The organism is Streptomyces sp. NPDC001663 (genome assembly GCF_042893105.1).
Lineage (GTDB): Bacteria > Actinomycetota > Actinomycetes > Streptomycetales > Streptomycetaceae > Streptomyces.
Map to the genome: position 1 here is coordinate 70,556 of NZ_JBIAUR010000001.1, position 21,502 is coordinate 92,057.

Sequence of the window (21,502 nt, forward strand, 5' to 3'; positions counted from 1 at the left end):
GGGCCGGGGGGGGCGCCCCCCGCGACGCGCGCGGGGGGGGGCCCGGGGGCCCCCCCCCGGGGGGGCCCCCCCCCCCCCCCCCCGCCCCCCCCACGGCCGGACGACGACCCTGCGGCCGCCTCCATCGACGACCTTGAACGCCGGTTCGGCGACCCCTGGGATCCGGACAATCCGACCGGCCATGCCGCGGTGCTGGCGGCCGACGAGGCGGGCGAGATGCTCGCCGCGGGCGAACGGCTCCTGGACGGCTACCGGTTGAACGTCGAATTCGTCCCACCCGAGCTCGGCGGGCGGCTGACCCGGCTCGACCACCTCATCGAGGTGATGCGGGTGGTCTTCCGGCACGACCCCTGCCTGGGCCTCGGATACGGAGCGAGCAGCCTCATCCCCGCGGTCAACATCTGGGCCGCGGGCGACGAGCGGCAGCGCCGGAGGATGGCCGAGGTGCTGCTGGCGGGTGGCCGAGCCGTCTCCGGCTACCACGAGCTGGCGCACGGCAACGACTTCGCACGGGCCGAGTTCTCGGCGCTGCCGGGCGCCGACGGGCGGCTACGGCTCAACGGGCGCAAGGAAGTGATCGCCAATGCCGAGCGCGCCGAGGCCATGGTGCTCTTCGCGCGCACGTCGGCCGCCGCGGGCAGCCGGAGCCACTCACAACTGTTCGTGGAGAAGGCGGACTTGCCCACAGACGCTCCGGTCCACCTGCCGCGCTTCCACAGCGCGGGGATGCGCGGAGTCCAGCTCGGCGGGCTGGAGTTCCGGGACTGCCCGATCCCGGCGGACGCGGTGCTGGGGGCGCCCGGACTCGGCATGGAGACGGCGCTGCGCTCCTTCCAGGTCACCCGCACCGCGCTGCCGGCGATGACCGCGGGCATCCTGGAGACCGGCCTCGAGGTCGCCGCCCGCTTCGCGGACGAGCGCGTCCTGTACGGGCGGTCGCTGGCCGGGATGCCGCACATCGGCTCGATCCTCGCCGACGCCTTCACCGACCTGCTGATCTGCGACTGCCTGGCCACCGTGACCGCGCGCTCGGTGCATCTGCTGCCCGGCGAGACCAGCCTGTATGCCTCGGCCGCCAAGTACTTCGTGGCCAGCCTCCTCATGGACGCCATGGACGCGCTGTCGCGGCTGCTGGGCGCTCAGTTCTACATCCGCGACGGCGCCTACGGGATCTTCCAGAAGCACCTGCGCGACCTGGCACCGGCGGGCTTCGGCCACACCGCGCGCGTGGCCTGCCTCAGCACGGTGCTGCCGCAGCTCCCACGGCTGGCCCGCAAGGGGTGGCTGGACGACACCCAGCCGCCCGCCGGGGTGTTCCACCTCGGCGCGGACCTGCCGCCGCTGCCCTTCGAGCGGCTGTCGATCAGCTCGGGCGGGCGCGACAGCCTCAGCGCCTCGCTCTCGGCGGCCCTCGACTCCCCCGAACTGGACGGCGAGCTGCGCCGCTTGGTTCTCGTCATCGCGGCCGAACAGGCCGACGTCCGACGCGAATGCGCCGCACTGACCCCCGGCGACCTCACGGTCGCCGCCCGGCCCGAGGCCCTGCGGCTGGCGGCGCGGTACGCCGCGGTGCTCGCGGCGATCGCCTGCGTGAACATCTGGCTCCACAACCGGGAGCGGCACGACATGTTCCTCAGCGATCCTCGCTGGGCCGTCGCGGCGCTGGGCCGGATCGCCGAACGGGTGGGCCGCGACCCCGGGCAGCGGCCCCGGCACATCACCGAACGGCTGTCGGCGGAGGTTCTTTCCCGGTACCGCGACCGCCGCGGGTTCGGCCTGTCGAACCGGCGCCTGCCCGGATAGCGCCGCCGCATTGATGACAAGGAGATTGGGATGAACAGCCCCGAATCGGCCCCGTCGGCTCTGTCGGACACCGATCTGCGGAGTTGGCTGCGCGCGCGGGTCGCCCACTACGTGCAACTCGACGCCGCCGACATCGACACCACCGCCACGCTGACGACGTACGGTCTCGACTCGGTCTACGCGCTGACCCTCTGCGGCGACATCGAGGACCACCTCGGGCTGGTCCTGGAGCCGACCGTCGCCTGGGACCACCCGACGATCGACGCCCTGGCTCAGCATGTGGAGGAGATGCTCGCCCAGGCGTCCCCGTCGGGGGAGAGCCGATGACGTCGCTGGAGGAGGTGGCGGCCTACCTGCCGTCGCAGCGGATACCCATCGAGGAGCTGAGCGACGAACTGGGCCTTACCGCCTCGGAGATGAAGGTGTACCGGCGCTACCACGGCCTGGCGGAGGTCCGCCGCGAGCCCGGCGGCACGCTCACCGATCTGCTGCTGGCCGCCGCGGGCAAGCTCGACGCACTGCGCGGCAGGGAGGAGCGGGTGCGGTACGTGGTCCAGGCGCGGACCATGCCGATCGTCGTCCCCCATCCCGTCAACCCCGTGCACGAGGTGCGGGACACGCTCGGGCTCGGGCACGCCACGGCGTTCGCGGTGACCCACCACGCCTGCGCGTCGGGGCTGTTGGCGGTGGACCTGGCCGGCAAGCTGCTGGCGAGCGATGGTGATCGGGACGCGCTGGCGCTGGTCCTCACCGGCGAGAAGACCTTCACCCGGGCCGCGCAGATGGTGCCGGGCACGGCCATCAACGGCGAGGGCGCGGCCGCGGTGCTCGTCGGGACCCACGACGACCGGGACCGCATGCTGAGCTACGCCGCCCGTACCCACGGCCGTTTCTACGACTGCCTGTCGCTCACCCATGAGCTGTCCGTCGAATACCAGCGGATCTACATCGAGGCGCTGGCCGAGGTCATGCTGGCGGCGGTCGGGCAGGCGGGGCTGGGACTGGGCGACCTCGCCATGATCTTCCCGCACAACGTCAGCCGGCTGTCGTGGACGCGGCTCGCCAAACACCTCGGGCTGCCGCTGGAGCGCTTCTTCCTGGACAACGTGCCGGTCACCGGACACTGCTTCTCCGCGGATCCCTTCCTCAACTACCGGACGGCCCTCGATCTCGGCCGGCTGCGCCCGGGGGACCACTATCTGCTCGCCACGGTCGGTCTCGGATCGACCTTCTCGGCGATGGTCTTCGAGCACTGAAAGGGGGTGGGCGAGATGACCGGGAATTTCACCGGCCGCCTGAAAGCGGCCCTGACCGGGACCTGTGACGCGGAGCTGGTGTTCCTCGGCAACTTCGAGGTCGAGGAACAGTGGGCCCGCGGCGAGATGGGGCTGCCGAGGCTGACGTTCGGCTCGGGCAACGTCATCGTCAACCGGATGGACGAGTTCGCGCTGCTGCTCGCGGGCAAGGGCGACCACGTCGTACTGAAGGGCGAACCCGACGCCGACTACCTGAGCCACCTCGAGAAACTCGGTTTCGACCTGCCGCGGATGCTCGTCGTGGAGCGCCAGGACCCGGGCAGCACCGTCACCCAGGACGCGCTGGAGGACGGGACGGTGCTGCGCGAGCTGGGCAGGCTCGGTGCTCGCGGCGGCGTCGTCTGCGCGCACGGGGTCAGCGAGTTGGAGGAGCGGCTGGCCGAACGGGCCGGGATCCCGCTGGCCGCCCCGCCGGCGGCGGTCTGTAAGGCCGTCAACAGCAAGATCTACAGCCGGCGGCTCGCCACCGAGCTGGGCATCCGGCAGTCCCGCGGCTGGACCTGCTCGAGCCTGGCCGAGCTCGACACAGCGGTCGAGGCCGCCCGCTCTCTGCTCGCCGACGACCGCCGGGTCGTCCTCAAGGACGCCTTCGGCGTCTCGGGCAAGGGCATCGAGGTGGTCGAGGACGAACGCCGCCTGGACCGGCTGCACCGCATGATCCACAGCCGGGCGCGGAAGGCCGAGGCCGACCGGGTCGGCCTGGTGGTCGAGGAGTGGGTGGCCAAACGCGCCGACCTCAACTACCAGTTCACCGTCGGCCGGGACGGCCACGTGCACGTCGACTTCGTCAAGGAGGCCCTGACCGAGGGCGGAGTGCACCTCGGCCACCGGATCCCGGCCCGGCTCACCGACCGGCAGACGGCCGAACTGACCGAGGTCTCCCGGCTGTTGGGCGGGCGGCTGGCCGGCGACGGCTACTTCGGGGTCGTCGGCGTCGACGCGATGGTCGATCCCGACGGTGGCCTCTACCCGCTCGTCGAGATCAACGCGCGCCACAACATGTCCACGTACCAGGCATCGATCCAGGAGGCCTTCATCGGCTCCGGGAGCACGGCGCTGGTTCGCAGATACCCCATGCGGCTCGGCGCGCCGCTGCCGTTCGGGACGCTCCACCGAGCCCTGGCGGACCTGCTGTTCGACCCCGCTCGGGGCACCGGACTGCTGATCAACAACTACGCCACCGTCAACGCGGCGGCGCCGCCGGGAGAACAGGCTCCGGGGGCGCATTTCGACGGGCGTCTCTACGGCGTCGTCGTCGCCGACTCCGCGGATCGGCTGACGGCACTGGACGTCGAGATCGGCCGCAGGCTGGCCACCGTCGCGGAGAGCACCAGGAGAGAGGGACGAGGATGACACGCGAGTTCCAGGTGCAGGGCGTTCCGGTGTCCGAGCTGGCCAGGCGATACGGCACCCCGTTGTTCGTCTACGACGGGGCCGCGCTGCGGGACCAATTCGACGGGCTGCGCGACCGCCTGCACCCGGCCATGGAGATCTTCTACTCGCTCAAGGCCAACCCGAACATCTCGATCTGCGCGCTGCTGCACTCGTTCGGTGCGCGGGCCGAGGTCTCGTCACTGGTGGAACTGACGACCGCACGCCGGGCCGGCGTGCCACCGGAACAGGTGATCTTCCTCGGCCCGGGCAAGAGCCGGCAGGAGCTGGCCGCCTGTCTGGACACGGGGATCTACGCCGTCGTCTGCGAGTCCCTTCCCGAGGTGGCCCTGGTGGACGAGCTGGCCCGGGAGCGGGGCGTGCGGGCGCCGGTCGCGCTGCGCGTCAACCCGCGCTTCGCGGTCAAGCGCTCCGGGCTGGCGATGGGCGGCAAGCCGCGCCAGTTCGGCATCGACGAGGAGGAGTTGTTCGCCCGGACCGACCTGGTGAAGCGGTTCCCCGACGTCGACCTGATGGGGGTGCAGGTGTACATGGGCACCCGGATCCTCAGTGAGAACGTCGTCATCGAGAACACCACCCGCATCCTCGATCTGGCCGAGCGGCTGTCGGCCGCGTTGAACCTCGATCTGCGGATGGTCGACGTGGGCGGCGGTCTGGGCGTCGCCTATTTCGACGGCGAGAGGGACCTGGACGCCAAGGTGCTGACCGACGGGCTCAACCCCGTCATCGAGGACTTCACGGCCCGGCACCCCGGCACCAGGTTGATCATGGAGCTGGGCCGCTACCTCACCGCCGAGGCCGGCACCTACGTGATGGGCGTCCGCTACACCAAGACCTCGATGGGGGAACGTTTCGCGGTCGCCGACGGCGGCACCCACCACCACATGGCGGCCGTGGGCATCGGCTCGTTCGTCAAGCGCAACTTCCCGATGGCGGTGCTCAACCGGCTCGACGAGCCACCGACCGAAGAGTGGAACGTCACCGGGCCGCTGTGCACCCCCAACGACACGATCGGCAGGAAGGTCCCGCTGCCGCCGGTGCGGCCCGGCGACCTGATCGGCGTGCACCGTTCCGGGGCCTACGGCCCGACCGCCTCGCCGGGGCTGTTCCTCAGCCATGGCTACCCGGCCGAGGTCCTGGTGCACGAGGGGCGATGCCACCTGGTCCGGGAACGGGACAGTCCCGACGACCTCCTGCAGCGGCAGCGACTCTACGACCCGACCGCGCACGACACGGCAGATGTTTCCCACTGAACTCCCCCCAGGAACACGAGACACGAGAGGTGAACGATGGAGCACACCACACCGGACGCCGACACCGCCGACCTGTACGACAGGGCCGTCGCCACGATCGCCGACTCGCTCGCCAAGGCGATGCAGATAGACGCCGCCACCATCGGTGAGCACAGCCGGTTGTTCGACGAACTCGGCCTGGACTCCACGACCGTGCTCGGGCTGCTGATGACGATCGAGGAGGAGCTCGGGATGGAGTTCGACACCGACGACCTCGAGCAGCACCACTTCGAGACCGTGGGGACGCTGGCCGCGCTCGTCCGGGAGCAGGCCGACCAGCAGGCCGGAGCCTGACCGCCGATGTATCTCACCACGTCTCCCGGCTCGTTCGGCGCACCGGCGCCTGCCCGGCGGGTGCCGCTGCGCCTGTCGCGACTGGTCAGGAGGACCTTCTCCGGTGGCAGGCCCTTCCTGCCCGATCCGCTGGAGCCGAGCCTGGGCCGGATGCAGGCCGACCTGGTGCGCCCGTACCCGGTGGAGTTCCGCCCGGAGCTTCTGGAGCGGGGCGAGCGCAACACCTTCATCGAGATGACCCAGGAACTGCTCGCCGACCTGCCCCCGCTGGAGGAGCCCCTGGATCTGGTGCTCGTGGCCCACACGGTCCCGGACGCCGATCCGCGCCGCTCCACGTCCTGTCATCTCGCCGATGTGCTGCCCGGCGACCCACTGGCCTTCAACCTCTCGGACCAGGGAACCGCCGCCGGGTTCACGGCCCTGCGTCTGGTCTCGGAGTACGCCGCCGCCGACGCCTTCCGGCACGCCCTGGTCGTCCTGCTCGATCAGCGGACCTTCCTGTACGACACCGCCGGGGCGCGTGACGTGCCGCGCCAGGACTGCGCGGTGGCGCTGCTCTTCGGCCCCGAGGGCCGCGCGGGCGAACCGGTGACACGGCAACTCGCCGACGTCGCGCCGGACGAGGTCCGCACGACGCTCGACGCGGTGCTGAACGAGCCGGACGGCGACGGTGCCGGCCGGCCCATCACGCTCATCACCGGCCAGGGCCTCGACGCCGAACGGTTCGGGCCAGGAATTGACGTGCGTCCCGCGCCGCCGGGCCGTCCGTGCACCGGCCCCTGGTCGGCGCTGGCCGACGTGCTCCCCGAGTTCGCGGGAGACGGGCCCCGCCGCCTGGTCGTCGCCGAATACGACAGCACGCTGCGTTACCTGTGCATCAGCACATTGGATCTCGAGGAGGGGACATGACCGGCCGCACGGCCGCCACCGACGAATGGATCCGGTACCGGCGAACCGCCCGCCACGACGGCCTCGTTGCGGCGCTGTCGCTGCTGTGCGAGACCGTCTGCGACGGCCCGCCGCCCCGCGGCCCGGGCGGACACGTGGTGGCGCCCGCCGGCGTCGCCGATGCCGGCACCGGGGAAGTCCTGATGACCCTGGCGGTGGAGGACGGCACCGTCATCGCGTTCCGAAGCCGAGCCGAACCACGCAGCGGGTCCGCGCCCCCTCGGTCGGCATGGGCGCTGGGCGTGACCTGCCTGCGCTTCGGCCTCTCGGAGCGGCTGCTCGACGCCGTACTCGCCCATCTCGGCGGCCGTAGCGTCGGCGACGCGAAGCTGCTCCACCAGCAGATGGTCAAGGGCGGCGTCGCGGAGGCGGTGATCGAGCAGTTGGAGATCGCGACGATGCTGGAGGGCGCCGTCCCGGGCGACCTAGACGACGGCGTCCTGGCCGGCCTGAACGCCCAGATCACCGAGACCGACCGGATGTTGCTGCGGCTGCTCGGCGCGGTGAGCTTCCTGGCGGACGGGCCGGGCCAGGTCGCCCGGGTGTCCGAGCTGATCGCCGACGTCTACTTCGGCCCGGCCCGCGCCACAGAGCACGAGGGAGCGGCATGATCGAGCTGGACGACAGGACACTGGCGATCCAGCGCCAGGCCCGCGCGTGGGCGCAGGAGCTCAAGCCCCTCGCCCTGGAACTCGACCAGGACCCGGACGCGATCCACCGCCATCTGGACGTGGCGATCGTGTCGTACCTGACAAAGATGACGGTGCCGCCCGAGTTCAATCCCGACCCGGTGGTCATCGACGGGCATCGCTTCTACGGCACCGGGACCCTGGAGCGGGTCGTCTTCGCCGAAGAAGCGGCGGCCGGTGACGCCGGCATGCTGCTGGCGGCGCCGGGGCCGGTGATGTCGGGCGTGCTGGTCGATGCCATGGGCGACGAGCAGCAGAAGAAGTGGTTCTACAGCCGGATCATGGAGAAGCCCACGTGGACCTTCTTCGCGCTGACCGAGCCGGACCGCGGCTCGGACGCGGGGGCGATGAACACCACGCTCACCCCGGACGGCGACGACCAGTTCGTGCTCCGGGGGGCCAAGCGCTACATCGGCAACGCGGCCCGCGCCGACCTGGGCATCGTCTTCGCCCGCACCCGTCCGGGGCCGCTCGGCGTGACCGCGGTCCTCCTCGAGACCTCGGCCGCCGGGTTCACCGCCGAGCCCCTGGAGACCATCGGGCTGCGCGGCCTGCGCATCACCGCCGTCACCCTCGACGACGCGCGCGTGCCTGCCGGCCAGGTGCTCGGCAGGCATCTGCGGGCCACCCAGCGGGGCATGTGGAGCGCGGTGCAGGGGCTGAACCGCCTGCGCCCCGGCGTCGCCGCGTTCGGCCTGGGCATCGCGCGGGCCGCGTACGAGTACGTCCTGGACAACCGGCGCGCCCTCAACACGGCCGAACGTCACCAACTCGACCACCTCGCCCTCCGCTTGACGGAGCTCCGCCAGCTGATCTGGCGGTCGGCGATCGCCGTGGACGACAACGACCCGGCGGCCGGCTACCTGGCGTCGGCGGCGAAGGCACGCGCGTCGCGCCTCGCCGAGGAGGCGACACTCGAAGCGCTCGGCTACTTCGGCCCCGGCGCCCGGCTGGACCATCCCCTGCTGGACAAGCTCGCCCGGGACGCCCGTGGTGTGGAGTTCATGGAGGGAACCGGCAACATCCAGAAGCTCAACCTGTTCACCGGCCTGGTCCAGGGAAGCCTCCGCCGTGACTGACGCCGGCCTCGTGCTGACGGCGGGCGACTCGCGGACCGCCGACGAGCCCGACCGCGGCGGTAGGCCGCTGCTCATCAACGTCGCCGTCAGGTCCGTCAGTCGCGTGGGCCCGGCTGCGCCCACATGACAGGGACCTGGACAGACGGCTCTGATACGGACGAGCCCAGGGTGGACGTCTGGACGGTGCCGCTGGACGGGCCGCCGGCCACGGTGGCGACGCTGTCCCGGATTCTGTCGGGGCGTGAGGTCGAGCGCGGCGGCCGCTGTCGTTTCGAGAGCGACCGCAGGCGTTTCATCATCGCCCATGGAGCATTGCGGATGATCCTGGCCGGCTACCTCGACGTTCCTCCCGAGGAACTGCGCCTACAGCGGGGACGTCATGGCAAGCCACGGCTCGCGGACGGCTCCGATCTGCGGTTCAACCTTTCCCATTCCGGTGAGCTCGGTCTGGTGGCGGTGACCCGGCACGCCGAGGTCGGGGTCGATGTGGACCGGCTGCGGCCGGGCCTGCCGGTCGAGCCGTTCGCCGAGCGCTTCTTCCCCGCGCCCGACGCCCGTTTCGTGGCCGCGGCCGCCGGGCCCACGGAACGCGCCGAACGTTTCCTGCGGCTGTGGACCCGCAAGGAGGCCGTGGTGAAGGCCGCCGGCGCACGCCTCACCCAGGGCCTGGGCCTGACGGTGCTCACCGACGCCGGCGTCGTCCGCGATCCGTCCGGACAGATCCGGGGCGCCTGGTCGGTACGCGATATGCCGGTGCCGGACGGCTATCTGGCGGCGCTGGCCGTCGCGGGGACGGCGACCCCCAGGATCTCGGTCAGGCATGCCCATCTGGGGAGCACGTAAGTGCGACCACTCACGGGGAGCGTGCTTTGCGAAGGCGTTTCGCGGAACGGTCACTGCGACTGTTCACGGACCGGCCGGAATCGATGCATCGTCAGGCGAGGTACCCGTCAAGGATGGGGCGGGAGTTGCCGCCCGGGCGTGTGTCGATACCGTGGCCCGGTGATCGTCTCGTGCGCGCTGCGCAGGGCGGTCGCCGAAAGCACTCGAGAAACGGGGATTCCTTGCCATGGCTCACTCGGCTCGCTCTGCTCACACAGCCCGTGCCACGCGCATCGGTGTGTTCGCCGCGGCCGTATTCTCAGTCGCAACTTCCTTGACCGGATGTTCCACCGCCGGCACAGCTTCCGATGGCGCGGGCGTCGCGTCGCACGAGAAGCCGTTGCTCACGAAGGCCGCGGCGAACAAGGCGGTGGACGCCTATCAGAAGCTCAACAACCAGGCCAACGCCAAGCGTTCCGCCTCACTCATGGCGAAGGCGGAAGGCGGCGCCGTCCTTGCGATGGACCGGGCGTACTTCACGCAGATCCCAGCCCTCGACAAGAGCGACGTCGCGGACAATCTCGCTCCGTTCGTGTACGTCAACCGCACCTTCTACATCCCGCCCGCTTCCTCGAAGGCCGACTGGTTCCTGGTGCGCACCCAAGGTGCGCACCTCACCCATGGCAAGCCGGGCAAGCTGTGGTCTAAGGACATCAGGTTCCTCGTCTTCAAGCACTCCGGTGACGGCTGGCGGATGGTCGTCGCCCGCGACTTCGAAGGGTCCGAGGTGGCCAAGGTGCCGCACATCGCCCTCGACAAAGCCGGGCTGATGAAGGTCGCCGACCCCGACACCAAGATCGGCAAGACGGCGCCCGCGCAGCTGCCGGACCTGGTCACCGATCTGTGGGTGACGGGCGGCCGCAGCACCCCGCTCGCCGACACTCCGGCCCGACGCATCGGCAGGTCCTGGTACACCGAGCGGGAAAGCAACCTGGGCGGCCACGCCTGGGTCGACTTCAAACAGACCGCCCCCCGTGCCGGGGACGTCTTCGCCGCGAAGACCGCCGGCGGTGGCGCCCTCATGTTGTCCGACAGCGCCGTCGTTGAGACCTTCCTCGCCAAGGACCTGCAGTCCTACATCAGCCTCGGCGACTCGGACAAGCCGTTCGTCAAGCACAACCCGGACGCGCAGATGTACAAGGTCGTCCGCCACTACGCACAGACGGAGCTCGGCGTCATCTCCGCCGACGGCAAGCCTGCCGTTTACTCCGTCGGCACCCAGCTGACCAAGGTGGACGCCACACCAACATCCGGCATCAACTGAGAACTTCACCCGCTCCCCACGACGGCAGGCGCCCAGCTCGTACACCGTCACGGTGTACGGGCTGGACGGCCGCTCCGGCGTCCGTCCCGCTTTGCTGCCCGTGCCGTACGTCAGCCCGTCGCGTCCACCAGCGCCAGCTCGTGCAGCCGGTCCGGTGGGCCCGGGCGGGCGTAGTACCAGCCCTGGGCCGTGTCGCAGCCCAGTATCCGCAACTGCTCGGCCTGGGCGCCGGTTTCGACGCCCTCGACGGTGACCGCGAGGTTCAGGCTGTGGGCGAGGGAAACGATCCCTTCGACGATCTTGAGGTCGACGGGGTCGGCGGGGAACTGCTGCATGCTCTGGGTGAAGGAGCGGTCCAGTTTGAGGATGCTCACCGGCAGGCGGCGCAGGTTCGCGAGGTTGGAGTAGCCGGTGCCGAAGTCGTCGAGGGCGATGTCGACGCCCATCTCGGCCAGGCGGCGCAGGGGTTTGAGCAGGTCGTCGTCGGCGCCGATCAGCGCCGACTCGGTGACCTCCAGGCATAGCGCGTCCGGTGCGACGCCCGCGCGCTCCAGGATGTCGACGGTGTCCTGGACCAGGCCGGGGTGGGTGAGCTGGCAGGGCGAGAGGTTGACGTTGATGCGGAGCGGGCCCGCCTCGTCGTACCGTTCGCGCCATTCGCGGGCCTGGCGGACGGACTGCTCCAGGACCCAGCGGCCCAACGGGACGATCAGGCCCGTGTGTTCGGCGAGCGGGATGAAGCGATCCGGGCCGAGGACGCCGTGCTGCGGGTGCAGCCAGCGCACCAGGGCCTCGGCGCCGCGCACGCTGCCGTCGCCGAGGTGGACCAGCGGCTGGTACTCGATGAAGAACTCGCCCCGGTCCAGGGCCGTCGGCAGCGCGGTGGTCAGCCCGTGCCGGGTGATGGCGCGGGCGTCGGCCTCCTCGTCGGCGAGCTCGAAGCGGTTGCCGCCCGCCGACTTGGCCCGGTACATGGTGATGTCGGCGCTGCGCAGCACCTCCGCCGGGCTGCGCTCCCCCGCCGGTCCCTCGACGATGCCGATGCTGCCGCGCACGGTGAGTTCCCGGCCGTCGATGCTGACCGGGGTGACCAGCGCGTTCATGATCCGGCCGGCGAGCTCGTCGACCTCGCGCTCGGTGTCGGGGCCGGTGGTCAGCGCCACGAACTCGTCGCCGCCGAGCCGGGCGACCATCTCGCCGGGCGCGGTCGCGCACGCCTGCAGCCGGTCGGCGACCTCGACGAGCATGCGGTCGCCGGCCGCGTGGCCGAGGCTGTCGTTGACGGTCTTGAAGCCGTCCAGGTCGAGGTAGCACAGGCCGAACCGCTGGCCGGCGCCGGCGCCCAGTGCCTTCTCCAGGCGCTCGAAGAAGAAGGTGCGGTTGGGCAGTCCGGTGAGCGCGTCGTGGGTGGCCTCGTAGCGCAGGCGGAGGTTGAGCAGGCGGCGCTCGGTGGTGTCCTCCATGAGGGCGAGCTGGTACTGCGGGTTGCCGTCCGCGTCGCGCAGCAGGGAGACGGTCAGGTTGGTCCACAGGACCGTTCCGTCAGGCCGGTAGAACGCTTTCTCGACGTGGTAGTGCTCGCGCTCGCCGCGGACGAGTTCGTCGTAGAGCGTCCAGGTCTGCGGCGCGTCCTCGGGGTGGGTCCACTCCCTGACGTTGCGGGCGCGCATGTTCTGGTCCGTGAGGCCGAACATGCGCAGCAGCGCGCCGTTGACCTGGAGGATGTTGCCCTCGAGGTCGGCCATGCCGATCCCTATGGCCGCGCCCTCGAAGACCGCGCGGAAGCGGGCCTCGGTGGCGTGCAGCGCCTGGGCCACCACGCCCTGCGCCTTCAGGGCCGCCGCGGAGATCGCCTCCTGCTCGGCCAGCGTCCGCTCGCGCAGCGCCTGCGCGAACCCGGCGGCCATGGCGTGCTGCAGCCGCGCGGAACGCGCCCGCAGCTCCTCCCGGTCGTCGCCCTCGCCGCAGTAGAGCACCAGGTAGGCGTCGACACAGTCCAGGGTGCGGCTGAGCGCCTCGGGGTCGGTGCAGTGCGCGCCGATGAGGGCGGCGCCGACGGCCCGGCCCTCGTCCGCGTCGAGCGTCCTGGCATGCAGCGCGTCGCTCAACCGCCGGGCCAGCGGCAGGAGTTCCTCCTCGAACTCCGGCCGGGTCAGCGACGTGGAGGTCACCGGGAACACGGCCCGGCTCCAGATCGTCGCGAACCTGCGCAGTCTGTCCTCCGGCTCGTCCGGCTCCGCGATCACGCCGTACGCCCCACGCCGGCGAACCCCGAGAAGGCGTACGGATCCTCGTCCTCCGGAGCCGTCTCCGGCCGCCAGTGAGGCATCGGCACCAGTCCCGGTTCCACCATGTCGTACCCCTTGAAGAACCGCGCGATGTCCTCGCGCGAGCGCATGATCAGCGGGTTGCGAATGTCCTTGTACACGTCCACCGTGCCGGCGGCCCGCTCCGGCGGGAGCGGGATTCCCTCGTACGAGGCATGGGTGAGGATCAGCAGGCTGCCGGGCGCGAGCGCGTCGCGCAGCTGGGCCACCGCCTCGTACGGGTCGTCCTCGTCTTCCACGAAGTGCAGTATGGCAACGAGAAGCAGCCCCACTGGCCGGTTCAGGTCGATCAGTCGCTCCACTTCGGCGCCGGCGAGGATCTCCTGGGGCTTGCGGAGGTCGGCGGCGACGACCGCCGTGTCCTCGTTGCCCTCCAGGACCGCCTGGCTGTGCGCGACCGCGACCGGGTCGTGGTCGACGTAGACGACGTGCGCGCCGGGGCTCGCCGCCTGGGCCACCTCGTGGACGTTGCCGAAGGTCGGGATGCCGGAACCGATGTCCAGGAACTGGGTGATGCCCTCGCCGGCGGCGTACCGCACCGCGCGCCGCATGAACGCCCGGTTCGCCTGCATGATCTTCGGCAGTCCCGGCATGAACTCCATGGCCTTGCGGGCCGCGTCCCGGTCGACCTCGAAGTTGTGCGAACCGCCCAGGTAGTAGTCGTAGATCCGCGAGACGCTGGGCACCGAGATGTCGATGCTCCGGGGGGCCCAGGCGGGACGCTCCATCTATCTCTCCAAGGCGTAGGCGATCCGGTGTTCGAGCTGAGGCTACTGATCGCCTGCCAACGGGGCGAGCTGAAACGGAAATTGACCGTCCGTTCCCGGTCACTGCCTGCGGCATGTGCCGCATTCGCCCGGTACTGCGCCTTTCCGGGGGGCAACCCCCGGACCCCCAGCGACAGAACGGCAGAACGCCAAAAGGGGTCCGCCCCCTCCGTGCGGTGCGGAGGGGGCGGACCTGGGCCGAGCGCGCTGTCCGGTGGGATCAACCCTGGGGAGGTGACGCTCACTTCTTCGGCGCGCCGACCGGCTTTCCGTCGGGCGACATGGCGTACCAGGTACCGCCCACGCCCTGACCGTTGGTGTCTCCGGGTGCCTTGTCACCGGAGAAGGTGTACGCCGGCCAGCAGTCGACGGTCATCTGCTTGACGCCGTCGGGCCGGGTGAAGCCCATCAGGCCCTTCTTCTCGACGCCCTTGGTGTCGTTGGCCTGCACCGGGGCGACCGCCGGCCACTTCTCCAGGCAGGAACCGGTGCAGTTGGAGATCGGGTCGGGCCAGGCCACGTCCTTCAGGAAGCGGTAGACCGTCATGCCGTTCTTGTCCACGACGATCTTGCCGAGCTTGGGGTCGTTGCGCACCGACAGGCCGGGCAGGCTTGCGAGGGTGGCCTTCTTGCCGTCGGGGGCCAGCGCGTACCACTTGCTGCCCACGCCCTGACCGGCGATGTCCCCGGCCTTGGTGTCCTTGGCATAGCGGTACGCCGGCCAACCGCCGATGGTCAGCTGCTTGGTGCCGTCGGCCCGGGTGACCTCGCCGAGCAGCGCCTTGTCGATACCGGCGCCGGCCGTGGCGTCGTCCGCGGCGACTGGAGGCCAGGCCTTGGCGCAGTCGCCGTCACAGTTCGACTTCGGCGGCTCGGCGGTGTCCTCGTCGAAGCGGTACAGGGTCATGCCGTTGCCGTCGGTCAGCACCTTGCCGAGCTCGGCGTTCTGGGTGACGGCGAGCTTGCCCGCGGCCGAGGACTGGGCCCCGGAGTTCTGCCCGTCGGCGCCATACCCATTGCTGGGGCTGGCAGTTGCCGTCCCACCGGCGCCCACGCTGCCGTAATCGCCCGCCGCGGCAGTGGCGCCCACGTTCTGGCTGCCCACCCCCGAGGTGCTGCTTTCCTGGCCGCACGCCGTCGTCAGGGCCAGCAAAGCCGCGGCGCCCGCCACGAGTGAGGCGCTCCGCCAGGAGGTCTTCATCTTCAACTCCCCATAATCGCAAAGGTCTTGCAGCGCCCTGCTGCGTCGCCGCACGAGCATGGGTACGCATGAGACCTGCGGTTGTGTTCAACCGCCTCACAAATTTCTTTCCGGAACCTGTGCCACCGGCGCGCCATTTCGCACACGCGTGCACATCTACCACCGGGCGGGCGCACGCGGATCAAACCGCCGTACGCCCCCCTTCCCCCGTTCGGGCCAATCCTGGTGGTGCCCCGGCACACCGCGGCGCACCAGGCCTCATGATCTTCGTCGTGCATGGACCCGAACCGACCCAAACCGCCTTCGCCGCAAGGGTGTTGGCGCTGGTGACGCTGACCTGGCTCCTGGTGGGGGCACCGGCCGGCCCGGCGACGGCCGACGCCTGCGCCTACGCCTCGGCCGGCCCCGACGGCGCCGAGGCGGTGGCGGTCGCCGGACCCCCCGGCCTGCCGATCCCGCCGGTGTGCCAGACACCCACGCCGACACCGACCCCCACGCCACCCGCGCCGAAGCCCGCGCCGTCCCCGACGCCGACACCGACCCCAACACCGAAGCCCACGCCCACACCCACGCCGAAACCCCAGCCGCCGCCCCCGCCCGCACCGCGGCCCCCGGCACCCCGCCCGAGCCCGACTCCCACGCCGACTCCGACGCCCGCCCCGACCGCGACGCCCGCCCTGAAGCCGTCGGCCAAGCCCGCCCCCGGTCCGTCCGCGAGCCCCGTGAGCTATCCGGCATACCGGGCGCCGGTAACCCAACGGCCGACGGGCGGCGGCCCGTCGCCCGTCACGTATGTCCTGCTCATCACGGCACCCGCCGTGATCGCCGTCGCCGCGCTGCGCCCGCGCTGATTCCTGGAGGCACCTCTTGCCGGAATGGCTTGTTCTCACCCTCGCGATGCTGGCCGCCTGCGCCGTGGTCGTCATCATCACCGTCGTACGGCACCGCGCCGCGCCGCACGACGAGGACACCAGCGAGACCCCGGACGTCATCGAGTACATGACGATGTGGATCGGCGTGGTGTACGCGATCGTCCTGGGTCTGGCCATCGCCGGGGTGTGGGAGGGCCGCAGCGCCGCCCAGGACCACGTACAGGCGGAGGCCGTCGCGCTGCACGAGATCTCCGAGCGGGTACGGGTCTATCCGACCGACGCCCGTGACCGTATTCGGGACGATGTCAACGCCTATGTCGGACACGTCGTACACACCGAGTGGAAGACCATGACCAACGACGGCCACCTCACGGCGCGCGGCGATGAGCTCTTCGACCGGATCCGCCAGGACGTCACCGACTACCAGCCCAGGACGGACTTCGAGGCCCAGGCCTACCAGCCGCTCCTCGACCAGGTCGCCGCGGCGGCCGAGGCCCGCAGCGCCCGGGCCGACTCCATGGGGGCGACCATGCCCGGCGTGGTGTGGTTCGGGCTGCTGTCCGGCGCCATCGTCACCATCGGCATGGTCTTCGCGCTGCAGATCCGGCGCACCATGCGCGAACTGGTCCTGGCCGGGCTGTTCTCCGCCCTGATCGCCTTCCTGCTCTTCCTGATCTGGGACTTCGACGCGCCCTACACCCGGGGCATCACGGCCTCGGCCTCGCCCTTCCTGAACCTGTTCCCGCACATCCAGGCCTGACAGGTCCTCACTCCGACGGGCCATCGAGGGGACGCGCGCCACGCCGTCGACGTCCCCTGGGTGGCCCACGCGATTGCCCCATTCGCACTACTGCAATCGCGCAGCCGCATGCACGTTCCTAGCGTTTCGGTCATCGAGGTGCATCCCTGCCCCAAGCGGAACAGGTCCGCAGCTGCTCCTCGGGACGGAAGGAACCGCCATGCGCGCGATACGCCTTGCTTCGGCCGCACTGCTGGGCATCAGCGCCCTCGCCTTCTCCGCACCGGCCGCCGTCGCGTACGGCGACGGCCACAACATCACGCCGTTCGGTTTCAGCGTCGTGCCCTCGACCGTCGCTGCGGGCGGCCAGGTCACACTGCAGGTCAACCGGGACCACAACTGCCGGGGGCCGGTGACGGTCACCTCGCCGGTGTTCGACCCGGCCACCATCCGGCCGGGACACTCGGCGGCGATGCGAACGGTCGACTGGGACGCCAAGCCGGGCGCGGTCTACAGGGTGACGTTCACCTGTGACGGGGTGAGCGGCTCGACGGATCTGACCATCGCCGGCGGCGGCCGCCCGGACCACCACCGCCCCACACCGCTGCCGTTCAACCCGAACCGCGGTGTGCACGCCGGTGAGGGCGGCAGCATCGCCGGGTTCGACCTGAAGGAGATCGGGATGGGCGCGGCGCTCATCGCGGGCTCGGTCGGGACGGCGTACCACTTCTCGCGCCGCCGCAGCGACGAGGACGGCGCCTGAACAGACGGAGTGCGGCCTTCGCCCCGGATCCTCCTCGGAGGATCCGGGGCGAAGGCCTTCGACGTGCGATCTGCCGCCCGAAGGGGACGTGCGACATGCTCTCGGAAAGGGTCGGAAGCCAGAAGAAGGGGAAGGGTCAGATCCGCTTCTCCGACCTCCGCCGCATCCAGAACACTCCGCCGCCGATGAGGGCCGCGGCCACGAGTCCGCCGCCGATGGCCATGTCGGTAGGCGTCGCCCCGCTGGAGCTGCTGCCGCCGAGACCGCCCTGGACGCCGCCGATGACGGTGAAGGCGGCGGGGTTCGTCAGGCTCTTGCCGCTGCAGTTGACGGTGATGCTGTGCGAACCGTTCCTGGCGTTCCGGTTGACCGTCGCGGTGCCCTTCGCCGTTTGGGTGCCCGTGACCGGGGTCAGCGGTGTGGGCGCGAACGCGTCCGAGGTGGCGGTGCCGCCCATCGGGCAGCCGTCGACGGTGATGGTCAGCTGCCCGCCGCGGGCGATGACGCTGGGCAGGGCGACGATGTTGCTGGGGTTGACGTTCATGCCGTCCCGCGCGACGGCCGCCGGTGCGGCGAGGCTGAGGGCGGCGACCACGGCGGCAGAGACCGCCAGGGCGCGATGAGTTCTCATGTAATCCTCCGCGGAAGACGCCCCGGGGCCCTTCCCCGGTCTGTCGGCGAGAAAGCGCCTCCCAGAAAGACCCTCAGTTGCCCTGCACGCGCCCGCATTTCGGCGATGGTCCGTCCTGGTGAGAGGACACGCCGGGCAACAACCTCACAATCGGATATCGCCGCAGGTCACGGACCGTCAGAAATTTCCTGCCCGCGGCAACTCGGATGGCGCACCAAAGCCGCACGGGCCACCCGTTCGCATCCGCCCCGTCGCCGGTTTCACCCGCGGCATTTAGCGTTCTCGTATGCGCGTATGACGGGGCGACGGCCGCGTCGAGAGGGGAAACGAATGTCTGCGTCCGATTTCGCCGAACTGGCCGAAGAGGAGGAGCGGCGCAAGAAGCGTGCTCCTTGGGGCGTAATAGCGCTTGTTCTGCTCACGGGCCTCGCGCTCATTCGGAACGGCTCGGGGGAGTTCGACGTGGGCCCGCCCCAGCCCGCCTCCGTGGCGGCGGCGGACGGCCGGGTCTCCGGCGGCACCTTCGCCAACGTCCAACCGCTGCCGTACGCCCTGCCCGACCGGGTCAGGATCCCCTCGATCCGGGTCGACGCACCGGTCCTGCCGGTGGGCCTGGACTCGGACGGCTGGGTCGGGGCGCCGCCGCCGGAGGACCCGAACCTGGCCGGCTGGTTCACCGGCGCCGTCTCCCCCGGCGAGAAGGGCACCGCGGTCGTGGTCGGCCACGTCGACAACAAACAGGGACCCGCGGTGTTCTACGCCCTCGGGGCCCTGAAGAAGGGCAATCGCGTCGAGGTCGCCCGCAAGGACGGAAAGACGGCCGTTTTCGAGGTCTACGGCATCGAGGTCTTCCAGAAGAAGAACTTCCCCGGCGACCGCGTCTACGCCTCCAAGGGCACCCCGGAATTGCGCATCATCACGTGCGGCGGCGGTTTCTCCAAGCAGCACGGTTACGACGGGAATGTCGTCGTGTTCGCCCGCCTGGTCGAGGTCCGCTGAGCGTTCCCCGACCAGGCGGGAGCGATATCAGGAGCTGGTGAGGACGACGAGTTGCTGGGTCGCCCGGGTCATCGCGACATAGTGGTCGACCGCTCCCTCGATGCCCTCGCCGAACTTCTCCGGGTCGACGAGGACGACCAGGTCGAACTCGAGCCCCTTCGACAGCTCCGGGGTCAGGGACCGGACCCGGGACGTCGTACGGAAGGCGGGATCGCCGATGACGCAGGCGATCCCGTCGGCGTGGGCGGCGAGCCAGGTGTCCAGGATCGAGTCCCGATCCGAGACGGACCCGTGGACGACGGGGACGCCACCGCTGCGGATCGAGGTCGGCACGTTGGCGTCCGGGAGTGCGGCCCGGATGACCGGCTCGGCCTCCGCCATGATCTCTTCCGGCGTGCGGTAGTTGATGCTCAGTGAGGCCAGGCCGATCCGGTCGAGGCCGACCCTCTCCAGCCGTTCCTGCCACGACTCGGTGAACCCGTGCCTGGCCTGGGCGCGGTCCCCCACGATGGTGAAGCTCCGGGACGGGCAGCGCGCGAGCAGCATCTGCCATTCCGCGTCGGTCAGTTCCTGGGCCTCGTCCACGACGATGTGCGCGAACGGTCCGGCGAGCAGGTCCGGGTCCGTGGTGAGCAGTTCGGACTCGTCGACCAGGCTGACCTCGGCGTCCTCGCCGCGCAACATCCTCACCAGGCCCTCGCCGTCGTCACCGTCGGCGCCGGAGCCGGCCACGGCCTCGATCAGGTTGTCGACGACCCGCGCCATGCTCTCGCGCTGGGCGGCGAGGAGGGCCTCGTTCCGGCGCTTGCGCCGCGCCGTCTCCGGGTCGCCCAGCCGCTGGCGTGCCGCGTCCAACAGCGGAAGGTCGGACACCGTCCAGGCCTGGGCGTCCGCGCGCTGCAGCCGCTGAACCTCGTCGCGGCTGAGCCAGGGAGCGCACATCCGCAGATAGGCGGGCACCGACCACAGGTCCGAGACGAGGTCGGCCGCTTCGAGCAGCGGCCAAGCGCGGCTGAACGCGGTCAGGAGTTCCCTGTTCTGCGACAGCGACCTACGGAGCAGGGCGGGCGAGACCTCTTCGCCGTCGTGCTTGTCCTCCAGGATCGTCAGCAGTTCCTCCCAGACCTGGGCACGTGCCTCGTTGTGCGGAGTGCCTGGTTCCGCCGCCTCGAAGGCCACGGCCCAGTCGGCGGCGCTCAGCCGGATGTCGGACCAGTGCGTCGTGACCGTCATCCCCTCGGCGGGCGGCTCCTCGTAGAACCGGACGGCCTTCTCGATCGCCCGCACCAGATCCGCGGACGACTTCAGCCGAGCCACCTCCGGATCGCTTTCTACGGCCGCTGCGGCCCCCTCGGTGACGAGGTCGCGCAGGATGCAGGTCTGCACGCCCTCCTCCCCGAGGCTGGGCAGGACGTCGGAGACGTAGGCCAGGTAGGGCCGGTGCGGGCCGACGAACAGCACGCCGCCGCGGCGGTGACCCAGGCGCGGGTCGGAGTGGAGCAGGTAGGCGGAGCGGTGCAGGGCGACGACGGTCTTGCCGGTGCCCGGGCCGCCGTCGACGACGAGGGCGCCGCGGGACCCGGCGCGGATGATGGCGTCCTGGTCGGCCTGGATGGTGCCGAGCACGTCGCGCATCCGGGGCGACCGGTCGGTGCCCAGGCTGGCGATGAACGCGGACTGGTCGTCGAGCGCGGCACGCCGTTCGAGGCCGTCTGCGGTGAAGACCTCGTCCCAGTAGTCGCTGATCCGGCCGCCGGTCCAGCGGTACCTGCGGCGGCTCGCCAGTCCCATCGGATTGCCGTGGGTGGCGCCGAAGAACGGTTCGGCCGCCGGGGACCGCCAGTCGACCAGCAGCCGGCGGCCCGTGCTGTCGGTGAGACCGAGCCGTCCGACGTACACCGGTTCCGGGCCGTCCGTGCCGACCATGCGGCCGAGGCACAGGTCCAGGCCGAAGCGGCGCAGCGTGCGCAGCCGGGCGGTCAGCCGGTGGATTTCCACGTCCCGGTCCATCGCCTGCCGGCCCAGCCCGCCGGGCGCCCGGCGGGCGGCGTCGAGGCTGTCGGACACCTCGGCGATCGACTGCTCGAGGCACTCGGCGAGGGCGGCGAAGTACCGCTCGTCGTCGGCGATCAGCGCCGGGTCGGCCTTGGCGAAGAGGCGGTCGGGAAGGTCGAACGCGCTGGTGGTCAGGGAATTCACTGCGATTGGCTCCGATCTGAGGTCGCTTACGACCGTTGCGCGCGG

At 70.8% G+C, this 21,502-nt stretch carries 21 protein-coding genes; 16 read left to right on the forward strand and 5 right to left on the reverse strand.

Annotation, left to right across the window (positions count from 1 at the left end):
• The first annotated feature begins 189 nt into the window (after positions 1-189).
• The 12 genes from ACFY1L_RS00370 to ACFY1L_RS00425 all read left to right on the forward strand — a co-directional run bounded on the left by ACFY1L_RS00370 (position 190) and on the right by ACFY1L_RS00425 (position 10,959).
• On the forward strand, positions 190-1,803 hold the full coding sequence (locus tag ACFY1L_RS00370) for an acyl-CoA dehydrogenase (protein ID WP_388815843.1): 1,614 nt from the start codon (positions 190-192) through the stop codon (positions 1,801-1,803).
• 30 nt (positions 1,804-1,833) lie between these two features.
• Positions 1,834-2,130 carry an acyl carrier protein gene (locus tag ACFY1L_RS00375; RefSeq protein ID WP_388815846.1) on the forward strand — a complete coding sequence of 99 codons (297 nt, stop codon included), beginning with the start codon at positions 1,834-1,836 and terminating at the stop codon, positions 2,128-2,130.
• Positions 2,127-3,059 (forward strand): 3-oxoacyl-[acyl-carrier-protein] synthase III C-terminal domain-containing protein, encoded by a 933-nt coding sequence (locus ACFY1L_RS00380; protein ID WP_388815849.1) that lies wholly within the window; start codon positions 2,127-2,129, stop codon positions 3,057-3,059. Before ACFY1L_RS00375 ends, ACFY1L_RS00380 begins: the two co-directional genes overlap by 4 nt.
• A gap of 15 nt (positions 3,060-3,074) precedes the next feature.
• Entirely contained in the window at positions 3,075-4,472 is a 1,398-nt protein-coding gene (locus ACFY1L_RS00385; protein WP_388815852.1) for a hypothetical protein, read from the forward strand.
• The gene (locus tag ACFY1L_RS00390) at positions 4,469-5,764 is read left to right on the forward strand and encodes a type III PLP-dependent enzyme (RefSeq protein ID WP_388815855.1); all 1,296 of its coding nucleotides are present in this window, start codon (positions 4,469-4,471) and stop codon (positions 5,762-5,764) included. The genes ACFY1L_RS00385 and ACFY1L_RS00390 overlap by 4 nt, the downstream gene beginning before the upstream one ends.
• 36 nt (positions 5,765-5,800) lie before the next feature.
• A complete protein-coding gene (locus tag ACFY1L_RS00395) occupies positions 5,801-6,097 on the forward strand; it encodes an acyl carrier protein (RefSeq protein ID WP_388815858.1) in 297 nt (98 codons plus the stop codon).
• A gap of 6 nt (positions 6,098-6,103) precedes the next feature.
• The gene (locus ACFY1L_RS00400) at positions 6,104-7,006 is read left to right on the forward strand and encodes a hypothetical protein (protein WP_388815861.1); all 903 of its coding nucleotides are present in this window, start codon (positions 6,104-6,106) and stop codon (positions 7,004-7,006) included.
• Positions 7,003-7,656: a hypothetical protein gene (locus ACFY1L_RS00405; RefSeq protein ID WP_388815864.1), complete on the forward strand. Its 654-nt coding sequence runs from the start codon at positions 7,003-7,005 to the stop codon at positions 7,654-7,656. Before ACFY1L_RS00400 ends, ACFY1L_RS00405 begins: the two co-directional genes overlap by 4 nt.
• Complete coding sequence (locus ACFY1L_RS00410) at positions 7,653-8,813, forward strand: acyl-CoA dehydrogenase family protein (protein ID WP_388815867.1); 1,161 nt, start codon at positions 7,653-7,655, stop codon at positions 8,811-8,813. The genes ACFY1L_RS00405 and ACFY1L_RS00410 overlap by 4 nt, the downstream gene beginning before the upstream one ends.
• The gene (locus ACFY1L_RS00415) at positions 8,806-8,940 is read left to right on the forward strand and encodes a hypothetical protein (RefSeq protein WP_388815870.1); all 135 of its coding nucleotides are present in this window, start codon (positions 8,806-8,808) and stop codon (positions 8,938-8,940) included. Before ACFY1L_RS00410 ends, ACFY1L_RS00415 begins: the two co-directional genes overlap by 8 nt.
• A gap of 41 nt (positions 8,941-8,981) precedes the next feature.
• Entirely contained in the window at positions 8,982-9,656 is a 675-nt protein-coding gene (locus tag ACFY1L_RS00420; protein ID WP_388815873.1) for a 4'-phosphopantetheinyl transferase family protein, read from the forward strand.
• 379 nt (positions 9,657-10,035) lie between these two features.
• Positions 10,036-10,959, forward strand: coding sequence for a hypothetical protein (locus tag ACFY1L_RS00425; RefSeq protein ID WP_388815876.1), 924 nt, complete (start codon positions 10,036-10,038; stop codon positions 10,957-10,959).
• A gap of 110 nt (positions 10,960-11,069) precedes the next feature.
• Here the strand turns inward: ACFY1L_RS00425 and ACFY1L_RS00430 are convergent, their stop codons facing one another.
• The 3 genes from ACFY1L_RS00430 to ACFY1L_RS00440 form a co-directional block, all read right to left on the reverse strand.
• Positions 11,070-13,205, reverse strand: a complete 2,136-nt coding sequence (locus ACFY1L_RS00430; RefSeq protein ID WP_388815879.1) for a putative bifunctional diguanylate cyclase/phosphodiesterase — start codon at positions 13,203-13,205, stop codon at positions 11,070-11,072.
• The gene (locus ACFY1L_RS00435) at positions 13,202-14,014 is read right to left on the reverse strand and encodes an SAM-dependent methyltransferase (RefSeq protein WP_388815882.1); all 813 of its coding nucleotides are present in this window, start codon (positions 14,012-14,014) and stop codon (positions 13,202-13,204) included. The genes ACFY1L_RS00430 and ACFY1L_RS00435 overlap by 4 nt, the downstream gene beginning before the upstream one ends.
• Before the next feature lie 280 nt (positions 14,015-14,294).
• A complete protein-coding gene (locus ACFY1L_RS00440) occupies positions 14,295-15,254 on the reverse strand; it encodes an SCO0930 family lipoprotein (RefSeq protein ID WP_388815885.1) in 960 nt (319 codons plus the stop codon).
• A 272-nt stretch (positions 15,255-15,526) separates the two neighbouring features.
• Here ACFY1L_RS00440 and ACFY1L_RS00445 point away from each other — a divergent pair, with 272 nt between their 5' ends.
• The 3 genes from ACFY1L_RS00445 (at position 15,527) to ACFY1L_RS00455 (ending at position 17,628) form a co-directional block, all read left to right on the forward strand.
• The gene (locus ACFY1L_RS00445) at positions 15,527-16,105 is read left to right on the forward strand and encodes a hypothetical protein (RefSeq protein WP_388815888.1); all 579 of its coding nucleotides are present in this window, start codon (positions 15,527-15,529) and stop codon (positions 16,103-16,105) included.
• Positions 16,106-16,121: 16 nt separating this feature from the next.
• Positions 16,122-16,886, forward strand: a complete 765-nt coding sequence (locus ACFY1L_RS00450) for a DUF4239 domain-containing protein (protein WP_388815891.1) — start codon at positions 16,122-16,124, stop codon at positions 16,884-16,886.
• 199 nt (positions 16,887-17,085) lie between these two features.
• Positions 17,086-17,628: a hypothetical protein gene (locus ACFY1L_RS00455; protein WP_388815893.1), complete on the forward strand. Its 543-nt coding sequence runs from the start codon at positions 17,086-17,088 to the stop codon at positions 17,626-17,628.
• Positions 17,629-17,764: 136 nt separating this feature from the next.
• Here the strand turns inward: ACFY1L_RS00455 and ACFY1L_RS00460 are convergent, their stop codons facing one another.
• The gene (locus ACFY1L_RS00460; RefSeq protein WP_388815896.1) at positions 17,765-18,259 is read right to left on the reverse strand and encodes a hypothetical protein; all 495 of its coding nucleotides are present in this window, start codon (positions 18,257-18,259) and stop codon (positions 17,765-17,767) included.
• Positions 18,260-18,589: 330 nt separating this feature from the next.
• Here ACFY1L_RS00460 and ACFY1L_RS00465 point away from each other — a divergent pair, with 330 nt between their 5' ends.
• Complete coding sequence (locus ACFY1L_RS00465) at positions 18,590-19,258, forward strand: class F sortase (protein ID WP_388815899.1); 669 nt, start codon at positions 18,590-18,592, stop codon at positions 19,256-19,258.
• A 27-nt stretch (positions 19,259-19,285) separates the two neighbouring features.
• On the opposite strand, the gene helR is transcribed toward ACFY1L_RS00465, so the two are convergent.
• A complete protein-coding gene (gene helR, locus ACFY1L_RS00470) occupies positions 19,286-21,457 on the reverse strand; it encodes an RNA polymerase recycling motor ATPase HelR (RefSeq protein ID WP_388815901.1) in 2,172 nt (723 codons plus the stop codon).
• Between the last annotated feature and the right edge of the window lie 45 nt (positions 21,458-21,502).